The sequence below is a fragment of the Streptomyces griseorubiginosus genome, assembly GCF_036345115.1.
GTDB classification, from domain to species: Bacteria; Actinomycetota; Actinomycetes; order Streptomycetales; family Streptomycetaceae; genus Streptomyces; species Streptomyces griseorubiginosus_C.
Genome location: NZ_CP107766.1, coordinates 3,687,037 through 3,702,413, shown reverse-complemented (window position 1 = coordinate 3,702,413; position 15,377 = coordinate 3,687,037). Strand labels below are relative to the sequence as shown.

At 72.2% G+C, this 15,377-nt stretch carries 12 protein-coding genes and 1 riboswitch; of the genes, 4 read left to right on the top strand and 8 right to left on the bottom strand.

The features are described from left to right. Positions 1 to 31: 31 nt before the first annotated feature. Positions 32 to 1,093, bottom strand: coding sequence for a C40 family peptidase (locus OHN19_RS16500; protein ID WP_330264931.1), 1,062 nt, complete (start codon positions 1,091 to 1,093; stop codon positions 32 to 34). 455 nt (positions 1,094 to 1,548) lie between these two features. Here OHN19_RS16500 and OHN19_RS16495 point away from each other — a divergent pair, with 455 nt between their 5' ends. Then, positions 1,549 to 1,902: a hypothetical protein gene (locus OHN19_RS16495; RefSeq protein WP_330264930.1), complete on the top strand. Its 354-nt coding sequence runs from the start codon at positions 1,549 to 1,551 to the stop codon at positions 1,900 to 1,902. On the opposite strand, the gene OHN19_RS16490 is transcribed toward OHN19_RS16495, so the two are convergent. Then, positions 1,880 to 2,863, bottom strand: coding sequence for a tellurite resistance/C4-dicarboxylate transporter family protein (locus OHN19_RS16490; RefSeq protein WP_330264929.1), 984 nt, complete (start codon positions 2,861 to 2,863; stop codon positions 1,880 to 1,882). The two genes, OHN19_RS16495 and OHN19_RS16490, sit on opposite strands and share 23 nt — an antisense overlap. A 100-nt stretch (positions 2,864 to 2,963) precedes the next feature. Further along, positions 2,964 to 4,121 (bottom strand): NlpC/P60 family protein, encoded by a 1,158-nt coding sequence (locus OHN19_RS16485; protein ID WP_330264928.1) that lies wholly within the window; start codon positions 4,119 to 4,121, stop codon positions 2,964 to 2,966. Positions 4,122 to 4,129: 8 nt separating this feature from the next. Continuing rightward, a riboswitch (cyclic di-AMP (ydaO/yuaA leader) is annotated at positions 4,130 to 4,275 on the bottom strand. Between the two features lie 277 nt (positions 4,276 to 4,552). Between OHN19_RS16485 and OHN19_RS16480 the strand changes: the two genes are divergently transcribed. Both OHN19_RS16480 and pcrA read left to right on the top strand, forming a co-directional pair. Then, entirely contained in the window at positions 4,553 to 5,632 is a 1,080-nt protein-coding gene (locus OHN19_RS16480) for a ScyD/ScyE family protein (protein WP_330264927.1), read from the top strand. Positions 5,633 to 5,693: 61 nt separating this feature from the next. Continuing rightward, a complete protein-coding gene (pcrA, locus tag OHN19_RS16475) occupies positions 5,694 to 8,177 on the top strand; it encodes a DNA helicase PcrA (protein ID WP_330264926.1) in 2,484 nt (827 codons plus the stop codon). Positions 8,178 to 8,238: 61 nt separating this feature from the next. On the opposite strand, the gene OHN19_RS16470 is transcribed toward pcrA, so the two are convergent. The 3 genes from OHN19_RS16470 to OHN19_RS16460 form a co-directional block, all read right to left on the bottom strand. Continuing rightward, positions 8,239 to 9,798 carry a M23 family metallopeptidase gene (locus OHN19_RS16470; protein ID WP_330269635.1) on the bottom strand — a complete coding sequence of 520 codons (1,560 nt, stop codon included), beginning with the start codon at positions 9,796 to 9,798 and terminating at the stop codon, positions 8,239 to 8,241. Between the two features lie 269 nt (positions 9,799 to 10,067). Further along, positions 10,068 to 10,937: a lipase family alpha/beta hydrolase gene (locus tag OHN19_RS16465; protein ID WP_330264925.1), complete on the bottom strand. Its 870-nt coding sequence runs from the start codon at positions 10,935 to 10,937 to the stop codon at positions 10,068 to 10,070. 319 nt (positions 10,938 to 11,256) lie between these two features. Beyond that, positions 11,257 to 11,439 (bottom strand): hypothetical protein, encoded by a 183-nt coding sequence (locus tag OHN19_RS16460; RefSeq protein WP_330264924.1) that lies wholly within the window; start codon positions 11,437 to 11,439, stop codon positions 11,257 to 11,259. 72 nt (positions 11,440 to 11,511) lie between these two features. Between OHN19_RS16460 and OHN19_RS16455 the strand changes: the two genes are divergently transcribed. Continuing rightward, entirely contained in the window at positions 11,512 to 11,928 is a 417-nt protein-coding gene (locus OHN19_RS16455) for a cobalamin B12-binding domain-containing protein (RefSeq protein WP_330264923.1), read from the top strand. A 193-nt stretch (positions 11,929 to 12,121) separates the two neighbouring features. Here OHN19_RS16455 and OHN19_RS16450 read toward each other — a convergent pair whose 3' ends face one another. Together OHN19_RS16450 and OHN19_RS16445 are read right to left on the bottom strand one after the other, a co-directional pair. Beyond that, positions 12,122 to 13,732 carry a DUF5691 domain-containing protein gene (locus tag OHN19_RS16450; protein WP_330264922.1) on the bottom strand — a complete coding sequence of 537 codons (1,611 nt, stop codon included), beginning with the start codon at positions 13,730 to 13,732 and terminating at the stop codon, positions 12,122 to 12,124. Between the two features lie 217 nt (positions 13,733 to 13,949). Continuing rightward, on the bottom strand, positions 13,950 to 15,305 hold the full coding sequence (locus tag OHN19_RS16445) for an SWIM zinc finger family protein (RefSeq protein ID WP_330264921.1): 1,356 nt from the start codon (positions 15,303 to 15,305) through the stop codon (positions 13,950 to 13,952). Positions 15,306 to 15,377: the final 72 nt, after the last annotated feature.

Sequence of the window (15,377 nt, the reverse complement as noted above, 5' to 3'; positions counted from 1 at the left end):
TTCACCGGACGCGCGCTCACCCCTGGCGCGCTCACGCCACCCGTGTGGCACCGGCGAACGGCATCTCGTCGATCGGTGCCTCCCGTACCGGTGCCGAGGGGTTCGGGGCGTGGATCATGCGGCCGTTGCCGATGTAGAGGCCGACGTGGCTGATGCCGGAGTAGAAGAACACCAGGTCACCGGGGAGGAGTTCGGAGCGGGAGACGCGTCGGCCCGCGTCGATCTGGGCGTAGGTCGTGCGGGGCAGGGAGATGCCCGCGGAGCGGTACGCGGCCTGGACCAGGCCCGAGCAGTCGAAGGCGTCCGGGCCGGTGGCGCCCCAGACGTAGGGGCTGCCCAGCTTGGAGTAGGCGTAGGAGACGGCGGCCGCGGCCCGGGAGTTGGGGGCCTGAGCGGTGGCCGTGGCGGGTGTCGTCAGCCCTCCGCGCGCGCCCGTCGCGTCGCGTGAGGCGCGAGGTCCGGCCGCACCTGCCCCCGCCCGTTCCCCGGCCGGGAGCTGGTTCAGCAGGCGGCGGGCCGCGTCCAGCTTGCCGGTGATCGTCTTCTTGTGGCGCTTCAGCTCCGCCTGCCGGGACTTCAGCGAGGCCAGCTCGATGTGTGCGGCGCCGCGCAACTGCTCGATCTCCCGCAGTTGGCGGCGGACGTTCGCCACCGAGGTCGCCTGTCGGCTGCCGGCCCGTTCGACGAACTCGGCGCCGTCCAGGTAGTGGTCGGGGTCGTCGGAGAGGGCGAGCTGCATCGCGGGGTCGAGTCCGCCGCCGCGGTACTGTGCGGCGGCGATCGCACCCAGCCCGTCCCGGGCCTCGTTGAGCCGCTCGGTCCGGCGTGCCGCCTGGTCCCGCAGGGTGTCCAGCCGCGCCTCGGCCGCCTCGGCTTTCTCCTTCGCGCCGTTGTACTTCTCGGTGGCGGCCTCCGCCTCCTGGTACAGCCGGTCCACCTGCGCCTTGACCTGCGCCGGCGTGAGCTGCGGCTCGGCGTGTCCGGTCCCGTCGAAGCCCGTCGCGGTCGCCGCGCCGGCGAGGGCGATCGTGGCCGCCGTACGGACCGTATGGCCGCCGGCCGAGCGTTGACGGGGCTTGCGGTGCACTGCCACGTGGACTGCACGTCCTTTCCTCGACCGCCCGCCCCGGGGCTCGTCCGGCGTACGGCGCCAGGGCGAGCGGCCGTACGACCGCCCGGGGGCGGTGTGCGCGTCCGGCGACGGGCCGCACAGGGGGAGCGGACCGCCGCCGGACCTTCTCGGCGGTGGTGGCCGACTGCCGCCCCTGGCCCGGGCGGCGGTGGGGAGCCGGTCACCTGGTGGAGGACGCTAAACCTGAGTGTGTCCGGGAGGTAACGCGTTGTGCGGAAGTGCCGCCAGGGGACCGCCGGGTGACCGAAGGTGACCGTGATCCCGGGGTGGCGTCGTCGACTTCGCGCGGTGCGCTGACCGAAGTCGGGCTTTTCGGCCGCCCGCGAGGTGTGGAGTGCTATGGGGCGCATATATGCAAGTTCTGCTGAAGGGGCCGGTGCGGGCGTCCTCAGGGGCCCGGCATAGGCTCCGGCCTCATGGACGTACTCATCCATCTCTTCGTGGGCCTGCACATCATCGGCATCGCCTCGCTGCTCGGCGGCTTCCTCACCCAGATGAAGGCGATGGGCCAGGGCACCGCCCGGTTCGTCCCCGCGATGTTGCACGGCGCCGCGACCATGCTGGTCACCGGGATCATCCTGGTCGGCCTCAACCAGGCCGACGACCAGCACGTCAACAACATCAAGATCGGCATCAAGCTGGCGCTGCTGATCGTGATCCTCGGACTCGTCTACGTGAAGCGTGACGACGAGAAGGTGGACAAGAGCCTGTTCGGCCTGGTCGGCGCGCTGACCACGGCCAACATCTTCATCGCGGTGCTCTGGACCTGAGAGCGGCACGCGCCTCGGCGACCGCCCCCGCGCCGACGGTCAGCCAGGCCGCCACCGACACCCACAGCAGCACCTCACCCGGTGTCCGCAGCCAGGAGACGTCCAGGGCGGCCGAGACCGACAGGGTCGCCGCCGCGGCCATGCCCATGGGGAAGACGGTGGCCCAGCGCCGCACGTCGTAGCCCGGCCGCGGCCGGAGGCACTCGGCCGTCAGCAGCACGGCGTACCCGGCCAGGCCGAGCACCAGCAGGGCGACGGTCACGGCGCGCAGCACGCCGAGGTCGTCGTCGTTCCACAGGTACAGGCGCGCGCTGTCGGCGGCGATCAGCCTCGCGCCGGCCAGCGCCGAGATGGCGAGCGCGCCGCCCGCGATCCACTGGTCACCGTGCCCCTCCACTACCTGGCGCGGGTCGAAGCGGTAAAGCGCGACGCCGTAGAGGACCAGGCCGAGCCAGAACAGCACGAGCGCGGTGTGCGCGAGCCAGGCCGCCGACTCGGCCGCCGCGAGGGTGGCGCCGAGGACCGCGAGGCCCTGGGTCGCCACACAGCCCAGGAACACCCCGCCGGGCATCCGCCGCGTCCAGTGGCCCACGGCGAACACGATCAGCACCGGCCACAGCAGCGCGGCCAGGGCCAGCAGGGCCTCGGCGAGGGGCTGCCGGTCGAGTGCGGAGAAGCGGGTACCGAGCACGGTGGTCGCCGCCACGGCCGTCAGCGCGCCCGGTGTCCCGGCCTCGGCGACCCAGCGCGCGCGCTCCCGGAGCAGTCGTACGGCGAACTCGGCGGCCAGTCCCAGCCAGGCCGCGCAGCCGAGCACCAGGGCGATCCGGGACAGCGTCTCGTAGTCGGCCAGGTGCAGCCCGACCGACAGGATGCCGGTCGCCATCGCGGCGGCCCCGGCGGCGGACGGGCGCCGCGTCCACCAGAGGCGCAGGGGGGAGTGCGGGGAGGTACCGGCCATGCACCGATGCTAGGAAGCTCCGCGCGCCTCGGGAGCGGGGCGCGCACGCGCGCGTGGGGGAAAACGCGCGGGCGCAGGAGCCCCGCCCGCGCTGAACGGCTCAGGCCGGCCGGACCACGCTGTGGATCGCCGATTCACCGTCGTAGTAGATCGACTCCTCGCGGACGTACGCGCCCGGCTTGGGGGCGTGGATCATCATGCCGTTGCCGATGTAGAGGCCGACATGGCTGATGTCGTCGTAGAAGAAGACCAGGTCGCCGGGCTGGGCGTCGGCCAGGGAGACCGTGGTGCCGGCGTTGACCTGGTCGTAGGTGACGCGCGGGAGGTCGACGCCGGCGGCCTTCCAGGCGGCCTGGGTGAGCCCCGAGCAGTCGTAGGAGCCGGGGCCCGTGGCGCCCCAGACGTACGGCTTGCCGATCTGCGCGCGGGCGAAGGCGAGGGCCTTGGCGGCCTTGGTGGCGTACGAGGAGTCGGGCGCCGTCGAGGTACTCGAACCGGTGGGGCCCGACGAGCTCTCCTGCTGGGCCGCCTGCTCCGCGGCTGCCTTCTCCGCGGCCGCCTGCTGCCGCGCCAGCTCCGCGGCCTTGCGGGCGGCCGCCTCCTGCTTCTCCTTCTCGATCGCCGCGAGACGCGCCTTCTCCTGCGCCGTCAGCTCCGACAGCAGCTCGCGCGCGTCGGCGAGCTTCTTCTGGACGGTCGCCTTCGCGGTCTTCAGGTCGCTCTGCGTCTCGGTGAGCGACTGGAGGCTCCGGGAGGCCTCCTGACGCTTCTTCATCGTCGCCGACTGCTCGGTGACGTAGTCGTCGACCGCGCCCTTCTGACGGCTCGTGAGGCGGCCCATCAGCTGCGTCTGGTCGAAGTAGTCCTGCGGGGTGTCGGCGAGCAGGAACGTCGCGGTGTCGGGCGCGGCGGCGCCGGTGCGGTACTGCGCGGCGGCGAAGGAACCGAGTTCCTCGCGCGCCGCGTTGAGCTTCTCGGTGCGCTGCGCGACGTCGTCGAGGAGCGTGTCGACCTGCTTGCGCTGCTTGGTCGTCTTCTCCTTGGCGGCGTTGTAGCTGTCGGTCGCCGACTCGGCCTGGCGGTAGAGGTCGTCGACCTTCTTCTCGACCTCTTCGAGACTGGGTCTGTCATCGGCCGGCGCGGCGTTCGCCGACTGGGACAGCAGGGCCACGGAGGTGAGGGCGGCCGTCGCGAGGGCCGGGGTCCGTATGCCTGCTACGCGCGTACCAGCGGGACGCGACTTGCGGTGCGACGCCAAGGGAGGCGACTCCTTCCGTGCTCCGCCTACCGGGTTAGCTGTCGGGTTCGGGCGGGAAGGGTTGCCCTACGGCGCTCCCGTGGGCGGGAGTCGGCCGATTCACCCCGGGTTCGGTGGGTCCCCGGCTCCGGGCGCGCGGCGGCGCTGCGGACTCGGCGGAGGCCGCGCGGCCCGGCGACGTTCGCCGGTGGGGGTCGTACGGCCTACCGGGAACGGTAGCCAACTGGTGTGGCGCCTGTGAAGGTTGATGTTCGATATGCCCGATACATTTTCGTGACCTTGTTCCCGGGCGTCGTTTCACCTGATCAATCGGCAGTGATCTGCCATGACTTGGGCGTATTTTCGCCGGAATGGCGGCGTCCGCCCGGTTTTCGGGTCTAGTTTCCAGCCAGCCGCGGTGGGGTGCCGCGGCAGGTTGGAGGGGTACGGCCATGAGAATGCGCACAGGGCTCGTCGTCGCCACGTCGGTCGCGCTCGCCGCCACCGCGGGCATCGCCCCCGCCGCGGCGACGGTCGGGCACGGCAAGGGCAAGCCGGTGATCCGCGTGATCGCCAAGGGTCTCGACAACCCGCGCCAGCTCTCCTACGACGACGGTCACGTGTACGTCGCCGAGGCGGGCCGGGGCGGCAGGAAGTGTGTCGGAGCGGGCCCCGAGGGCGAGACCTGCGTCGGGCTCAGCTCCGCCGTCACCAAGATCTACTGGGACGGGGGCGCGTGGAAGCACTACCGGGTGGTGCAGGGGCTCCCGTCGGGCGCCGCCCCCGACGGCGGCTTCGCGACCGGCGTGGACGGCGTCTCGGCCCGCCACGGCGAGGTCTGGGGCGTGGAGACCTACGCCCCGCCCGAGCCCGGGATACCGACGAAACCGCCCTGGAACACGCTCGGCAAGCTGCTGCGGGTGCGCCACGGCAAGGCGCGGATCGCCGCCGACATCACGGCCGTGGAGCTGAAGCACAACCCGCACAAGGCGTCGGTGGAGTCCAACCCGTACGCCGTCCTCGCCCTCCCCGACGGCCGGAAGATCGTCGCGGACGCGGCCGGGAACGACCTGGTCGTCGTCTCGCGGCACGGCAAGGCGCGGCCCCTCACGGTCTTCCCGGACCACGACGGGAACCAGTCCGTGCCCACCTCCCTCGCCCTCGGGCCCGACGGCAAGCTCTACGTCGGCGAGCTCAACGGCGAGGCGGCGAAGCCCACCGCGCGCGTGTGGAAGGTCGACCCCTGGAGCGGGAAGATCCTCGGCTGGAAGTCCGGCTTCGGGTCCATCAGCGGAATCGCCTTCAACGACGACGGCGACCTGTACGTCAGCCAGCTCTTCGCCGGTGTCGTGACCAAGGTCTCGCACGGCAAGCGCACGAGTGTGAAGGTGCCGTTCCCGGCGGGCGTCGCCGTCGACCCGTACGACGGCAAGGTCTACGTCTCGGCCTGGTCGGTCGCGGACCGTGACGGCACCGTCCTGGAGGGCAGGAAGACACCGGGAGGCCAGGTCTGGAAGATCCTCGGGTTCTGATCCGACCGGATTCTCAGGGCGGCGGCGGGCTGTCAGTGGGGCACCCTAGACTCGGAGAGCGATGAGCAGCCTCTTTGACGACAGCTTCCTGGCGGACCTCCAGGCCCCTCGCGGGCACGCGGAGGAACCCCCGCCGCCGCCCGAGGACGAGCACGTACCGGAACCCGTTCCGGACGACCTGTTCGGCGGGAAGTTCGACGCGCCGCCGGACCGGGACGCCTACTACCGCGACGGCGCCCCGCGCCCGGTGGTGGACCCGGCCGCGCTCCTGGACGGGCTGAACGAGAACCAGCGCGCCGCCGTCGTGCACTCCGGCACCCCGCTGCTCATCGTGGCCGGCGCCGGCTCGGGCAAGACCCGCGTGCTCACCCACCGCATCGCCCACCTCCTCGGCGAGCGCCATGTCCACCCGGGCCAGATCCTCGCGATCACCTTCACCAACAAGGCCGCGGGCGAGATGAAGGAGCGCGTCGAGCAGCTGGTCGGCCCGCGCGCGAACGCGATGTGGGTGATGACCTTCCACAGCGCGTGCGTGCGGATCCTGCGGAGGGAGTCGAAGAAGCTCGGGTTCACCTCGTCGTTCTCGATCTACGACGCTGCCGACTCCAAGCGGCTCATGGCCCTGGTCTGCCGCGACCTGGACCTCGACCCCAAGCGGTACCCGCCGAAGTCCTTCAGCGCCAAGATCAGCAACCTGAAGAACGAGCTGATCGACGAGGAGGACTTCGCGGCCCAGGCCGGCGACGGCTTCGAGAAGACCCTCGCCCAGGCCTACGCCATGTACCAGTCGCGCCTGCGCGAGGCCAACGCCCTCGACTTCGACGACCTGATCATGACCACGGTCAACCTGCTGCGGGCGTTCCCCGACGTCGCCGAGCACTACCGCCGCCGCTTCCGGCATGTCCTGGTCGACGAGTACCAGGACACCAACCACGCCCAGTACGCGCTGGTCAGGGAGCTGGTCGGGACGTCCGAGCACCCCGTCGACGTACCGCCGAGCGAGCACGACCTGCCGCCCGCCGAGCTCTGTGTGGTCGGTGACGCCGACCAGTCGATCTACGCCTTCCGCGGCGCGACCATCCGCAACATCCTCCAGTTCGAGGAGGACTACCCGGACGCGACGACGATCCTCCTGGAGCAGAACTACCGCTCCACCCAGACGATCCTCACCGCCGCCAACGCCGTCATCGAGCGCAACGAGTCCCGGCGCCCCAAGAACCTGTGGACCAACGCGGGCGCGGGCGCGCGCATCACCGGCTACGTCGCCGACACCGAGCACGACGAGGCGCAGTTCGTCGCCGACGAGATAGACCGCCTCACCGACGCGGGGGACGCGAAGGCCGGCGACGTCGCCGTCTTCTACCGCACCAACGCCCAGTCCCGTGTCTTCGAAGAGGTCTTCATCCGCGTCGGCCTGCCCTACAAGGTCGTCGGCGGCGTCCGCTTCTACGAGCGCAAGGAGGTCCGGGACGTCCTGGCCTACCTGCGCGTCCTCGCCAACCCGGAGGACTCCGTGCCGCTGCGCCGGATCCTCAACGTCCCCAAGCGGGGCATCGGCGACCGCGCGGAGGCGATGATCGACGCGCTGTCCCAGCGCGAGAAGATCAGCTTCCCGCAGGCGCTCAGGCGCGTCGACGAGGCGTACGGCATGGCCGCGCGCTCCACCAACGCCGTCAAGCGGTTCAACGTGCTGATGGAGGAGCTCCGTACGATCGTCGAGTCCGGCGCGGGTCCGGCGACCGTCCTGGAAGCCGTCCTCGAACGCACCGGCTACCTCGCCGAGTTGCAGGCCTCCACCGACCCGCAGGACGAGACCCGCATCGAGAACCTCCAGGAACTCGCCGCCGTGGCCCTGGAGTTCGAGCAGGAGTCCGGCGAGGGGGAGGAGACCGGTTCGCTCTCCGACTTCCTGGAGCGGGTCGCGCTGGTCGCCGACTCCGACCAGATCCCCGACGAGGACGAGGACGGCTCCGGCGTCATCACCCTGATGACCCTGCACACCGCCAAGGGTCTGGAGTTCCCGGTCGTCTTCCTCACCGGCATGGAGGACGGCGTCTTCCCGCACATGCGCGCCCTCGGCCAGACCAAGGAGCTGGAGGAGGAGCGGCGGCTCGCCTACGTCGGCATCACACGCGCGCGTGAGCGGCTGTATCTGACCCGGTCCTCGCTGCGCAGCGCGTGGGGGCAGCCGTCGTACAACCCGCCCTCCCGCTTCCTGGAGGAGATCCCGGCGCAGCACGTGGACTGGAAGCGCACGGGTCCGACCGCCGCCCCCGCGGGGCCGGTCTCGGCTGTCGCGGCCTCGCTGTCGTCGTCGCGCTCCCGTTCCTCGGCGTCGGGCGCGTCCGGGTTCGCGACGCGCAGGACCTCGGAGAAGCCGGTGGTGGCGCTGGCCGTCGGCGACCGTGTCACCCACGACCAGTTCGGACTCGGCACGGTGGTCGGGGTCAAGGGCACCGGCGCGAACGCCGAGGCGACCATCGACTTCGGGGAAGCGAAGCCGAAGCGGCTGCTGCTGCGGTACGCGCCGGTGGAGAAGCTGTAGCTCCGACCGGAGCCGGGAAGCCGTAGCTCCGGAGAGGGAGGCGGGAGGCTGGGCTCGAGGGCTACGTCGGGTCCAGCCCGTGGCTGCGCAGCCACGGCAGCGGGTCTATGGCCGAGCCGCCCGCCGGGTGCACCTCGAAGTGCAGGTGGGGTCCGGTCGAGTTGCCGGAGTTGCCGGAGTACGCGATCGGGTCGCCGGCCTTGACCGTCGTACCGGTGGAGACGCGGTAGCTGGAGAGGTGGCAGTACCACGTCTCCGTGCCGTCCTTCGCCGTCACGACCATCATGTTGCCGTAGGCGCTGTTCCACTGCGTCCGCACGGTGCCGTCGGTCGCGGCCATCACCGTGGTGCCGTACGACACCGGGAAGTCGATGCCGGTGTGGACGGACATCCAGTTGACGCCGGCCTGGCCGAAGTAGGCGCTCAGGCCCCGCTGTGCGACCGGAAGCGCGAACTTCGGGCGCAGCCGCTCCTTGCGGGCCGCCTCCTCCGCCGCCTTCTTCTTCTCGGCCACCTGCTGGGCCTTGAGGTCGATGCGCTCCTGGGTACGGCTGGCCCGGTCGGCGAAGTCGTCGGCGCCGGCCGAGAGGCTCTCGAGCTGGGTGTCCAGCTTGTTGTTGGCGGCGGCCGGCTTGACGGCGGTCGGGTCCGCCAGGGTTTTCGCGGTGTTCTGGTCGCCGCCGGTCAGCGTGCCGACCGAGGCGGCGGCGATCCCGGCGACACCCATGACACACGCCGAGGGGACGGCGATCGTCAGCAGCGCGGAGCGCTTCGCGGGCGTACGGCGGCGGGAGCGGTTGGCGTTGCGCGCGGCGACACGGGAGCCGGGGGCGGGTGCCGCCGCGGCCGGGGCAGCCTCTTCCTGGTCGTCCAGGAGCCGGCTGTCGGTGTCGTCGTGGACGGCGGGCATCTCGCCGGTGCCGGTGAGGGCGGTGTCGCTCGACTCGCCGTCGTGCGAGGTGTGTTCGGCGTAGCCGTCGCCGTAAGGATTCGCCTCGTCGTACGCGTGGCCTTCCGCGTAGGTGTGGCTGTCGTCGTACGCGTGGCCCTCGTCGTACCCGGTCTGCTCGAAGGCGGTCGTCGCCTGCGGGTCGGCCGTCGTGCCGTCGGAGTTCCACTGGGTGGCGTCGTACGCGCCGGTGTCGAAGGTCTGCGTGCCCCATTCCCATTGCTGGGTCGGGTCGGCCGGGGCGGCGGAGTGGTCGTGCTGCTGCCAGGTGCTCGCGTCCCACTGACCGCTGTGGTCGGGGCTGCCCGACTGCGGGGGGATCGCGGCGAGATGCTGGTGGTCGCCGCCCCACTGCGTGGCGTCGTACGCGCCGGTGTCGTAGGCGGCGTGGTGCTGGGCCGCGTACATGTCGTAGTTCAGAGTCTGGTGACCGCCGGTGTTCCACGTCGAGGCGTCGTACGTACCGGTGCCGTCGCCCGGCATGTTGCCGAAGAGCGGGTCGGTCTCGAAGGTGCCCGTCTCGAAGGCGCCCGTGGCGTGCGCGCCGGCGCTGTCGAAACCAGTGGCGTCGTAGCCGCCGTACGTGGTGAAGTCGCCGTACTGGGCCTCCTGGGTGCCGTACGACGCATGGGGCGACGAGTCGGCGTCGGAAGCCGGAGCCGGGGTGGTCATTGTCCCCGACGGGTGACGGTCGTTCACCAACTTCTCTTTCGCCTCGACAACAGGGGCTGCCAGAGCAGTGCGGCGACTGTACCCGGCGGTACGCGGGCGCGACAATCTTCAACTGGTTTTGGGCGCGCAGGAAACGGGCAATCGGACGTGTTTCGGGGGAGTGCGGGCGGGACTTTGGCTCTGTGTTCGATGGTTGTTCGATGTCGATGCGCGGTCCGACGGCTGTCGAAGAGCTGTCGGACCGCTGTGCCCGCCGGTCGATACGACCGTTACGCCACGGTCAGTCCCCCTGCGCGGTTCGCCGTCTCCTCTCCGGGCCGCGCGGTGTCGAGCACCTGCCGTATGCCGGTCGCCACGGCAGGGTGCACGGGCAGGGCGAGATGTCCGATCCCGCTCACCCGGACGTTCTCCGCCCGCAGGTCGGCGTGGTCGATGCAGGCGGTCTCCAGCGGGTCCATCAGGTGGTCGAGGTCGCTCCAGAAACTGACGAAGTGCGTACGGCAGCCGGGGGCCGGCCGGTTGAGCTCCTCCAGCAGTTCTGAGCCGGGGCGCATCTGGCGCACGATCGGGTGTGCGTTCGCCAGCGGCACCACCCGGGTGCCGGCGTGTGGGGTGCCGAGCGTCACCAGCGTGCGGACCCTGGCGTCGCCGCCGAGGCGCTGCACGTAGTACCGGGCGATCAGGCCGCCCAGGCTGTGCCCGACGACGTCGACCTGCCGACTGCCCGTGCGCTCGCAGATGCCCTCTATGTGCCGGCCCAGCAGCTCCGCCGCGACGCGGATGTCGCAGGTCAGCGGGGAGTAGTTCAGCGACTCGATCTGCTGCCTGCCGTGCTGGGCGAGGCTGCGGCGCAGGAGGACGAAGACCGAGCGGTTGTCGATGAAGCCGTGCAGCAGCACGACCGGCGGCTTGGCCTCGGTCGGCAGCTGCGCGGCGCCGTCCTCCGGGGAGGGGAGCGGGGGCAGCGGGGAACGGCGCTCCTGGGTGATGCCGGAGGGGTAGAGGAGGAGATGGCCCGCGAGGATCGCGATCTCCAGGGCGGTCGCCTTCAGGAGGGCTACGGAGAGCCCCGCCAGCCTGCTGGGGAGCAGGCGCTGGCAGAGGGGGAGAAAAGGCAGCGCCGCCTTGGTGACCTTCATGGCCGACCTCCTGTCGGCACACGGGAGGACGGCTCCGTCCCCCGTGTGCGCTCGTGGGCAGTCGCGGCGAAGGTCGTCGTCGACGTCGACGGTGCACGAGTGGGGCGCGTGGGGTGGGTGGGGCGTGCGGCGCGGAGTTCCTGGGTCGCCGTAGGTGGTGCCGGCGGTGCCGAGGGGGTTTGTGGTGCGGGTGGTGTCTGTCGTGGGGGTGGTGATTTTCGTGCAGGTGATGTTTGTCGTGCGGGTGGTGCCGGTGGTGCGCCGATGACGTCAGGGGTGCCCCTGTCGGTGTGGCGACGAGGCTCCCCGTTGTCGTGCCTTACCTGTCCTGCGTGCCCTTCGTGCCGTCGCCGGTGCGTCGCACCGCCGTGGCGCGCGGCCTGCGGCGCGGCGGTGCGACGACCTCGTTGCGGCTCCCGAACGTGTCCCACCATGTGATTTCCCCCTCGGTGACCATCGCGAAACTGCCGGTGGCGGTATGGCGGCGATAACGTTCGTTCACATTCCCGGTCTGTGCGGTACTAGTCGGTAGGAATGGATCAGGAATGGACGCAGTCGCTTCATGGAGGCAGTGATGGGTGTGGCAGCCGGTCCGATCCGCGTGGTGGTGGCCAAGCCGGGGCTCGACGGCCATGATCGCGGAGCCAAGGTGATCGCGAGGGCGCTGCGCGACGCGGGCATGGAGGTCATCTACACGGGCCTCCACCAGACTCCCGAGCAGATCGTCGGCACCGCGATCCAGGAGGACGCCGACGCGATCGGCCTCTCCATCCTGTCCGGCGCCCACAACACGCTCTTCGCGGCGGTGATCGACCTGCTGAAGGAACGGGACGCGGCGGACATCCTCGTCTTCGGCGGCGGCATCATCCCCGAGGCGGACATCCCGGCGCTGAAGGAGAAGGGCGTCGCGGAGATCTTCACGCCGGGGGCGACGACACAGGCGGTCGTGGACTGGGTGCGGGCGAATGTTCGACAGTCTGCGGGGGCGTAGGGGCTCACGCGGTGGGATGTCGGGTGCGGGCCGGTGGGGGTTGGTCGCGCAGTTCCCCGCGCCCCTGGGTGGGTGCCGTCGCGCGAGCCCGGCTGCGGGCGTGGGTGTCACGTCCTGGGCCGGTGTCGTTGCGCGAGCCCGGCTGCGGGAGTGAGCGTCGCGTACTCGCAGGGCCGCGTGACGTGACGCCACGCTAGGCGGCGCCCAGCTCCTCCGTCATCGCGCCCCGCAGGCGCAACGTCGTCACCAGTCGCTGGAACGCCTCCGCCCAGTAACCCCCCGCTCCCGGGCTCGCGTCCTCGCCCTCGTCCGGCACCGCCATCAGGCCCTCCAACCGCCCCGCCTCCCCCGGATCGAGACAGCGCTCCGCGAGCCCCATCACCCCGCTGAAGCTCCATGGGTAACTCCCCGCGTCCCTGGCGATGTTGAGCGCGTCGACCACCGCCCGCCCCAGCGGCGCGGCCCACGGCACCGCGCACACGCCGAGCAGCTGGAAGGCCTCGGACAGTCCGTGCGTCGCGATGAAACCCGCCACCCACTCGGCCCGCTCCTCCGCCCCCAGCGTGCCCAGCAGCTTCGCCCGTTCGGCCAGTGACACCGCCCCCGGCCCCCCGGCTTCCGGCGCGGCCGGCGCCCCGAGCAGTGCGCGGGCCCAGCGGGCGTCCCGCTGCCGTACTGCGGCCCGGCACCACGCCGCGTGCAGGTCGTTCCGCCAGTCGTCCGCCACCGGCAGCGCCACGATCTCCTCGGGTGTCCGCCCGCCCAGCCGGTCCGGCCACACCCCCAGCGGCGCCGCCTCCACCAACTGCCCGAACCACCAGGACCGTTCACCCCTCCCCGAGGGCGCCTTCGCAACGACGCCGTCGCGCTCCATGCCCGGGTCGCACTCGTGCGGCGCCTCGACGACGATCGTCGGCGTGGCCTCGGTGCGGTCGACGGCCAGGCACGCCCCGGCTCTGACCGCCATCCGCGCCGCCAGCGCCGAACCCGGCAGTGCCGACAGCAGCTCCGCCGCCGTGGCCCGCACATTGCGGCTCCGGTCGGCCAGCGCCTGCTCCAGGAACGGCTCGTCGTCCGCGCTCAGGCCCGTGCGCAGCGAGTCGAGGAACATCAGCCGGTCCTCGGCGCGCTCGGTCGCCCATGTCGTCGCGAGCAACTCGCGCGCGCCGGCGGCGTCCCGGGCCCGTATCGCCGAGAGGAGCGCGACCCGCTCCGCGAACAACCCCTCCTCCCAGAGCCGTCGCACCCCCGCGGTGTCCTCCGGAGGGGGCAGTGCCGTCCCGCCGCCCGGTGCCGCGCGCAGGGCGAACCGCCAGTCCGGGTTCAGCCGGGCCAGCCAGGTGGCCCGCGGCCCCGCGAAGGTCAGCGCCGCCGGCCGCAGGTCCGTACGGCCCCGGGCCGCGTCCAGCAGGGCGGGCAGCAGGTGCGGGGGTGCCGCGTAACCACGGGCGTTCGCCGTCGAGAGCCACTGCGGCAGCAGCTCCATCAGGTCCGGTGCCGTACCCCTGCGACCGCCGCCGCCCGTGCCGGGCCGGTCGGCCAGCAGCATCGAGAGCCGGCGGCCCGCAGCGGCGGGGAGCGGTGGGCGCGGGTCCGCGGGCGCGGGCTGCGGGCGCTCCGCCGCGCGCGTGGGCCGCAGACCGGCCCGTCGCCGTACGGTCTCCACGGCCGCCGCGTCCAGCAACGCCGCCGGTGCGTCGGCGCCGGGTGCGACGCCGGGCGGTGTACGGCGCGCGGTACCGAGCAGCGCCGAGGTGACGAGCTCCTCCCAGACGTCCGGGGCGGGCGCGGGGGTCGTGTTCATACGGTTCCTTTCCGTCCGGTCGGGGCGGGGGCGAAGGTGTTCATGCGGGTCCCTTCCGTCCGGTCGCGGGCGGGCTGCTGTGCCGCACAGGGACGTCGGGCGGGGCTGCTGTGCCGAACAGGGACGTCAGGCGGGGCTGCTGTGCCGCACAGGGACGTCAGGCGGGGTTGCTGTGCCGTACAGGCACGTCGGTTGCGCTTCGGTTGCGTCATGTCGGTCAGCACAGCTGCACCGCCTCGCCCGTCCCCTCCGGCCAGGCCGTCAGAGGGGTGAAGCCTCGGTGGCCGCACTCGCCGAAGACCTTGACCGGGGTGCCGCCCGAGAGGGCGACCAGGCGCCACAATCCGGGGCGGGAGCGGGCGGAGGGCGTGAGCGGCAGTGCCGAGTCGCCGTCGGCGTCCGCCAGTTGCCAGGAGTCCCCGTCCGGTGCCGGTATCACCCGGTCCAGGGTCACGGGGACGGAGTCCAGCCACGGATCGTCCCGCAGCGCCTCGCCGTAACGAGCGGCGGCCTGTTCGGTCGACACGCCCGGTGGCCGGGTCGCCGAGGGCGCGGGCGGCGCGAACTGCTCGCCGAGGGCCGCGCGCAGCTGCCCCGTGCCGTGGTAGGCGGACACCTCCGCCTCCAGCTCCAGCCCCACCGGCAGCGCCAACTCGGGTGCGCGGCCCGCGGCACCGTAGGAGAGGAGCAGCGCGGTGCGGCCCGAGTCCGTGCCGTGCAGCCAGATCCGGCGGGTCGTCAGACGGCTGTCCGCCGTGTCGTACTGGGCGAGGACCAGCCAGCGGTCCCGGAGCGGTGGACCGTCGGGCGAGGCGGGCAGGCCGATCCGGGAACGGACCGTCGACGCCAGTCCGTCCGGCAGCCGCTCGCGGCGCAGCCACCCCTGGTCGAGGAGGTGGATGAGGGCGCACTCCTCCAGCAGCCGCACCGGCCAGCCGGGACCGGACGACGGGATCGCCCCCAACTCCCGTACCCGGGCGGCGAGTCCCGGGGCCTGGGCGTCGACCATGCGGGCCGCCGTCTCCTCCCAGAGGCCGTAACCCGCCTGCTCCGCCCCCGCCAGACCGCCGCGCAGCAGGTCGGCCAGCCGCTGCTCCAGTTCCGTGGCACCCGCGGTGATCCGCACCGCCCGGCGCTCCGCCCTGCGCCGCGCCCCCTCCGGATCACCGGAACCGGCGGCGGCACCGGCCGCACCCGCCGCCCGCTTCTCCTGCGCCCGCTGCCTTCTCCCCTCTATCCACTGCTCCGCCCAGTCCGGCGCCGGCCCCGGCGCCACGGCGCCCTCTCCGCCCGCCCAGAGCAGCAGCAGCCCGAGCGCGTGCTTGCACGGGAACTTGCGGCTCGGGCAACTGCACTTGTACGCGGGCCCCGCCGCGTCCGCGATGTCGATGACCGTCTGATACGGCTTGCTGCCACTGCCCTTGCACAGCCCCCACACCGTCCCCTCCTCGGAACTGCCCGCCTCGGACCACGGCCCGGCCGCCCCGAGTTTGCTGCCCGCTTTGCGTGAGGCGGCGTCAGGAGCCAGTGCCAGCACCTGATCCGCCGTCCAGCGCACCCCCTGCTGAGTCATGCCATCGAAGGTAGATCCCCCCACTGACAATCGACCCCCGACCGACCGCCGCCCGGACCCCCGTGAGCGCGT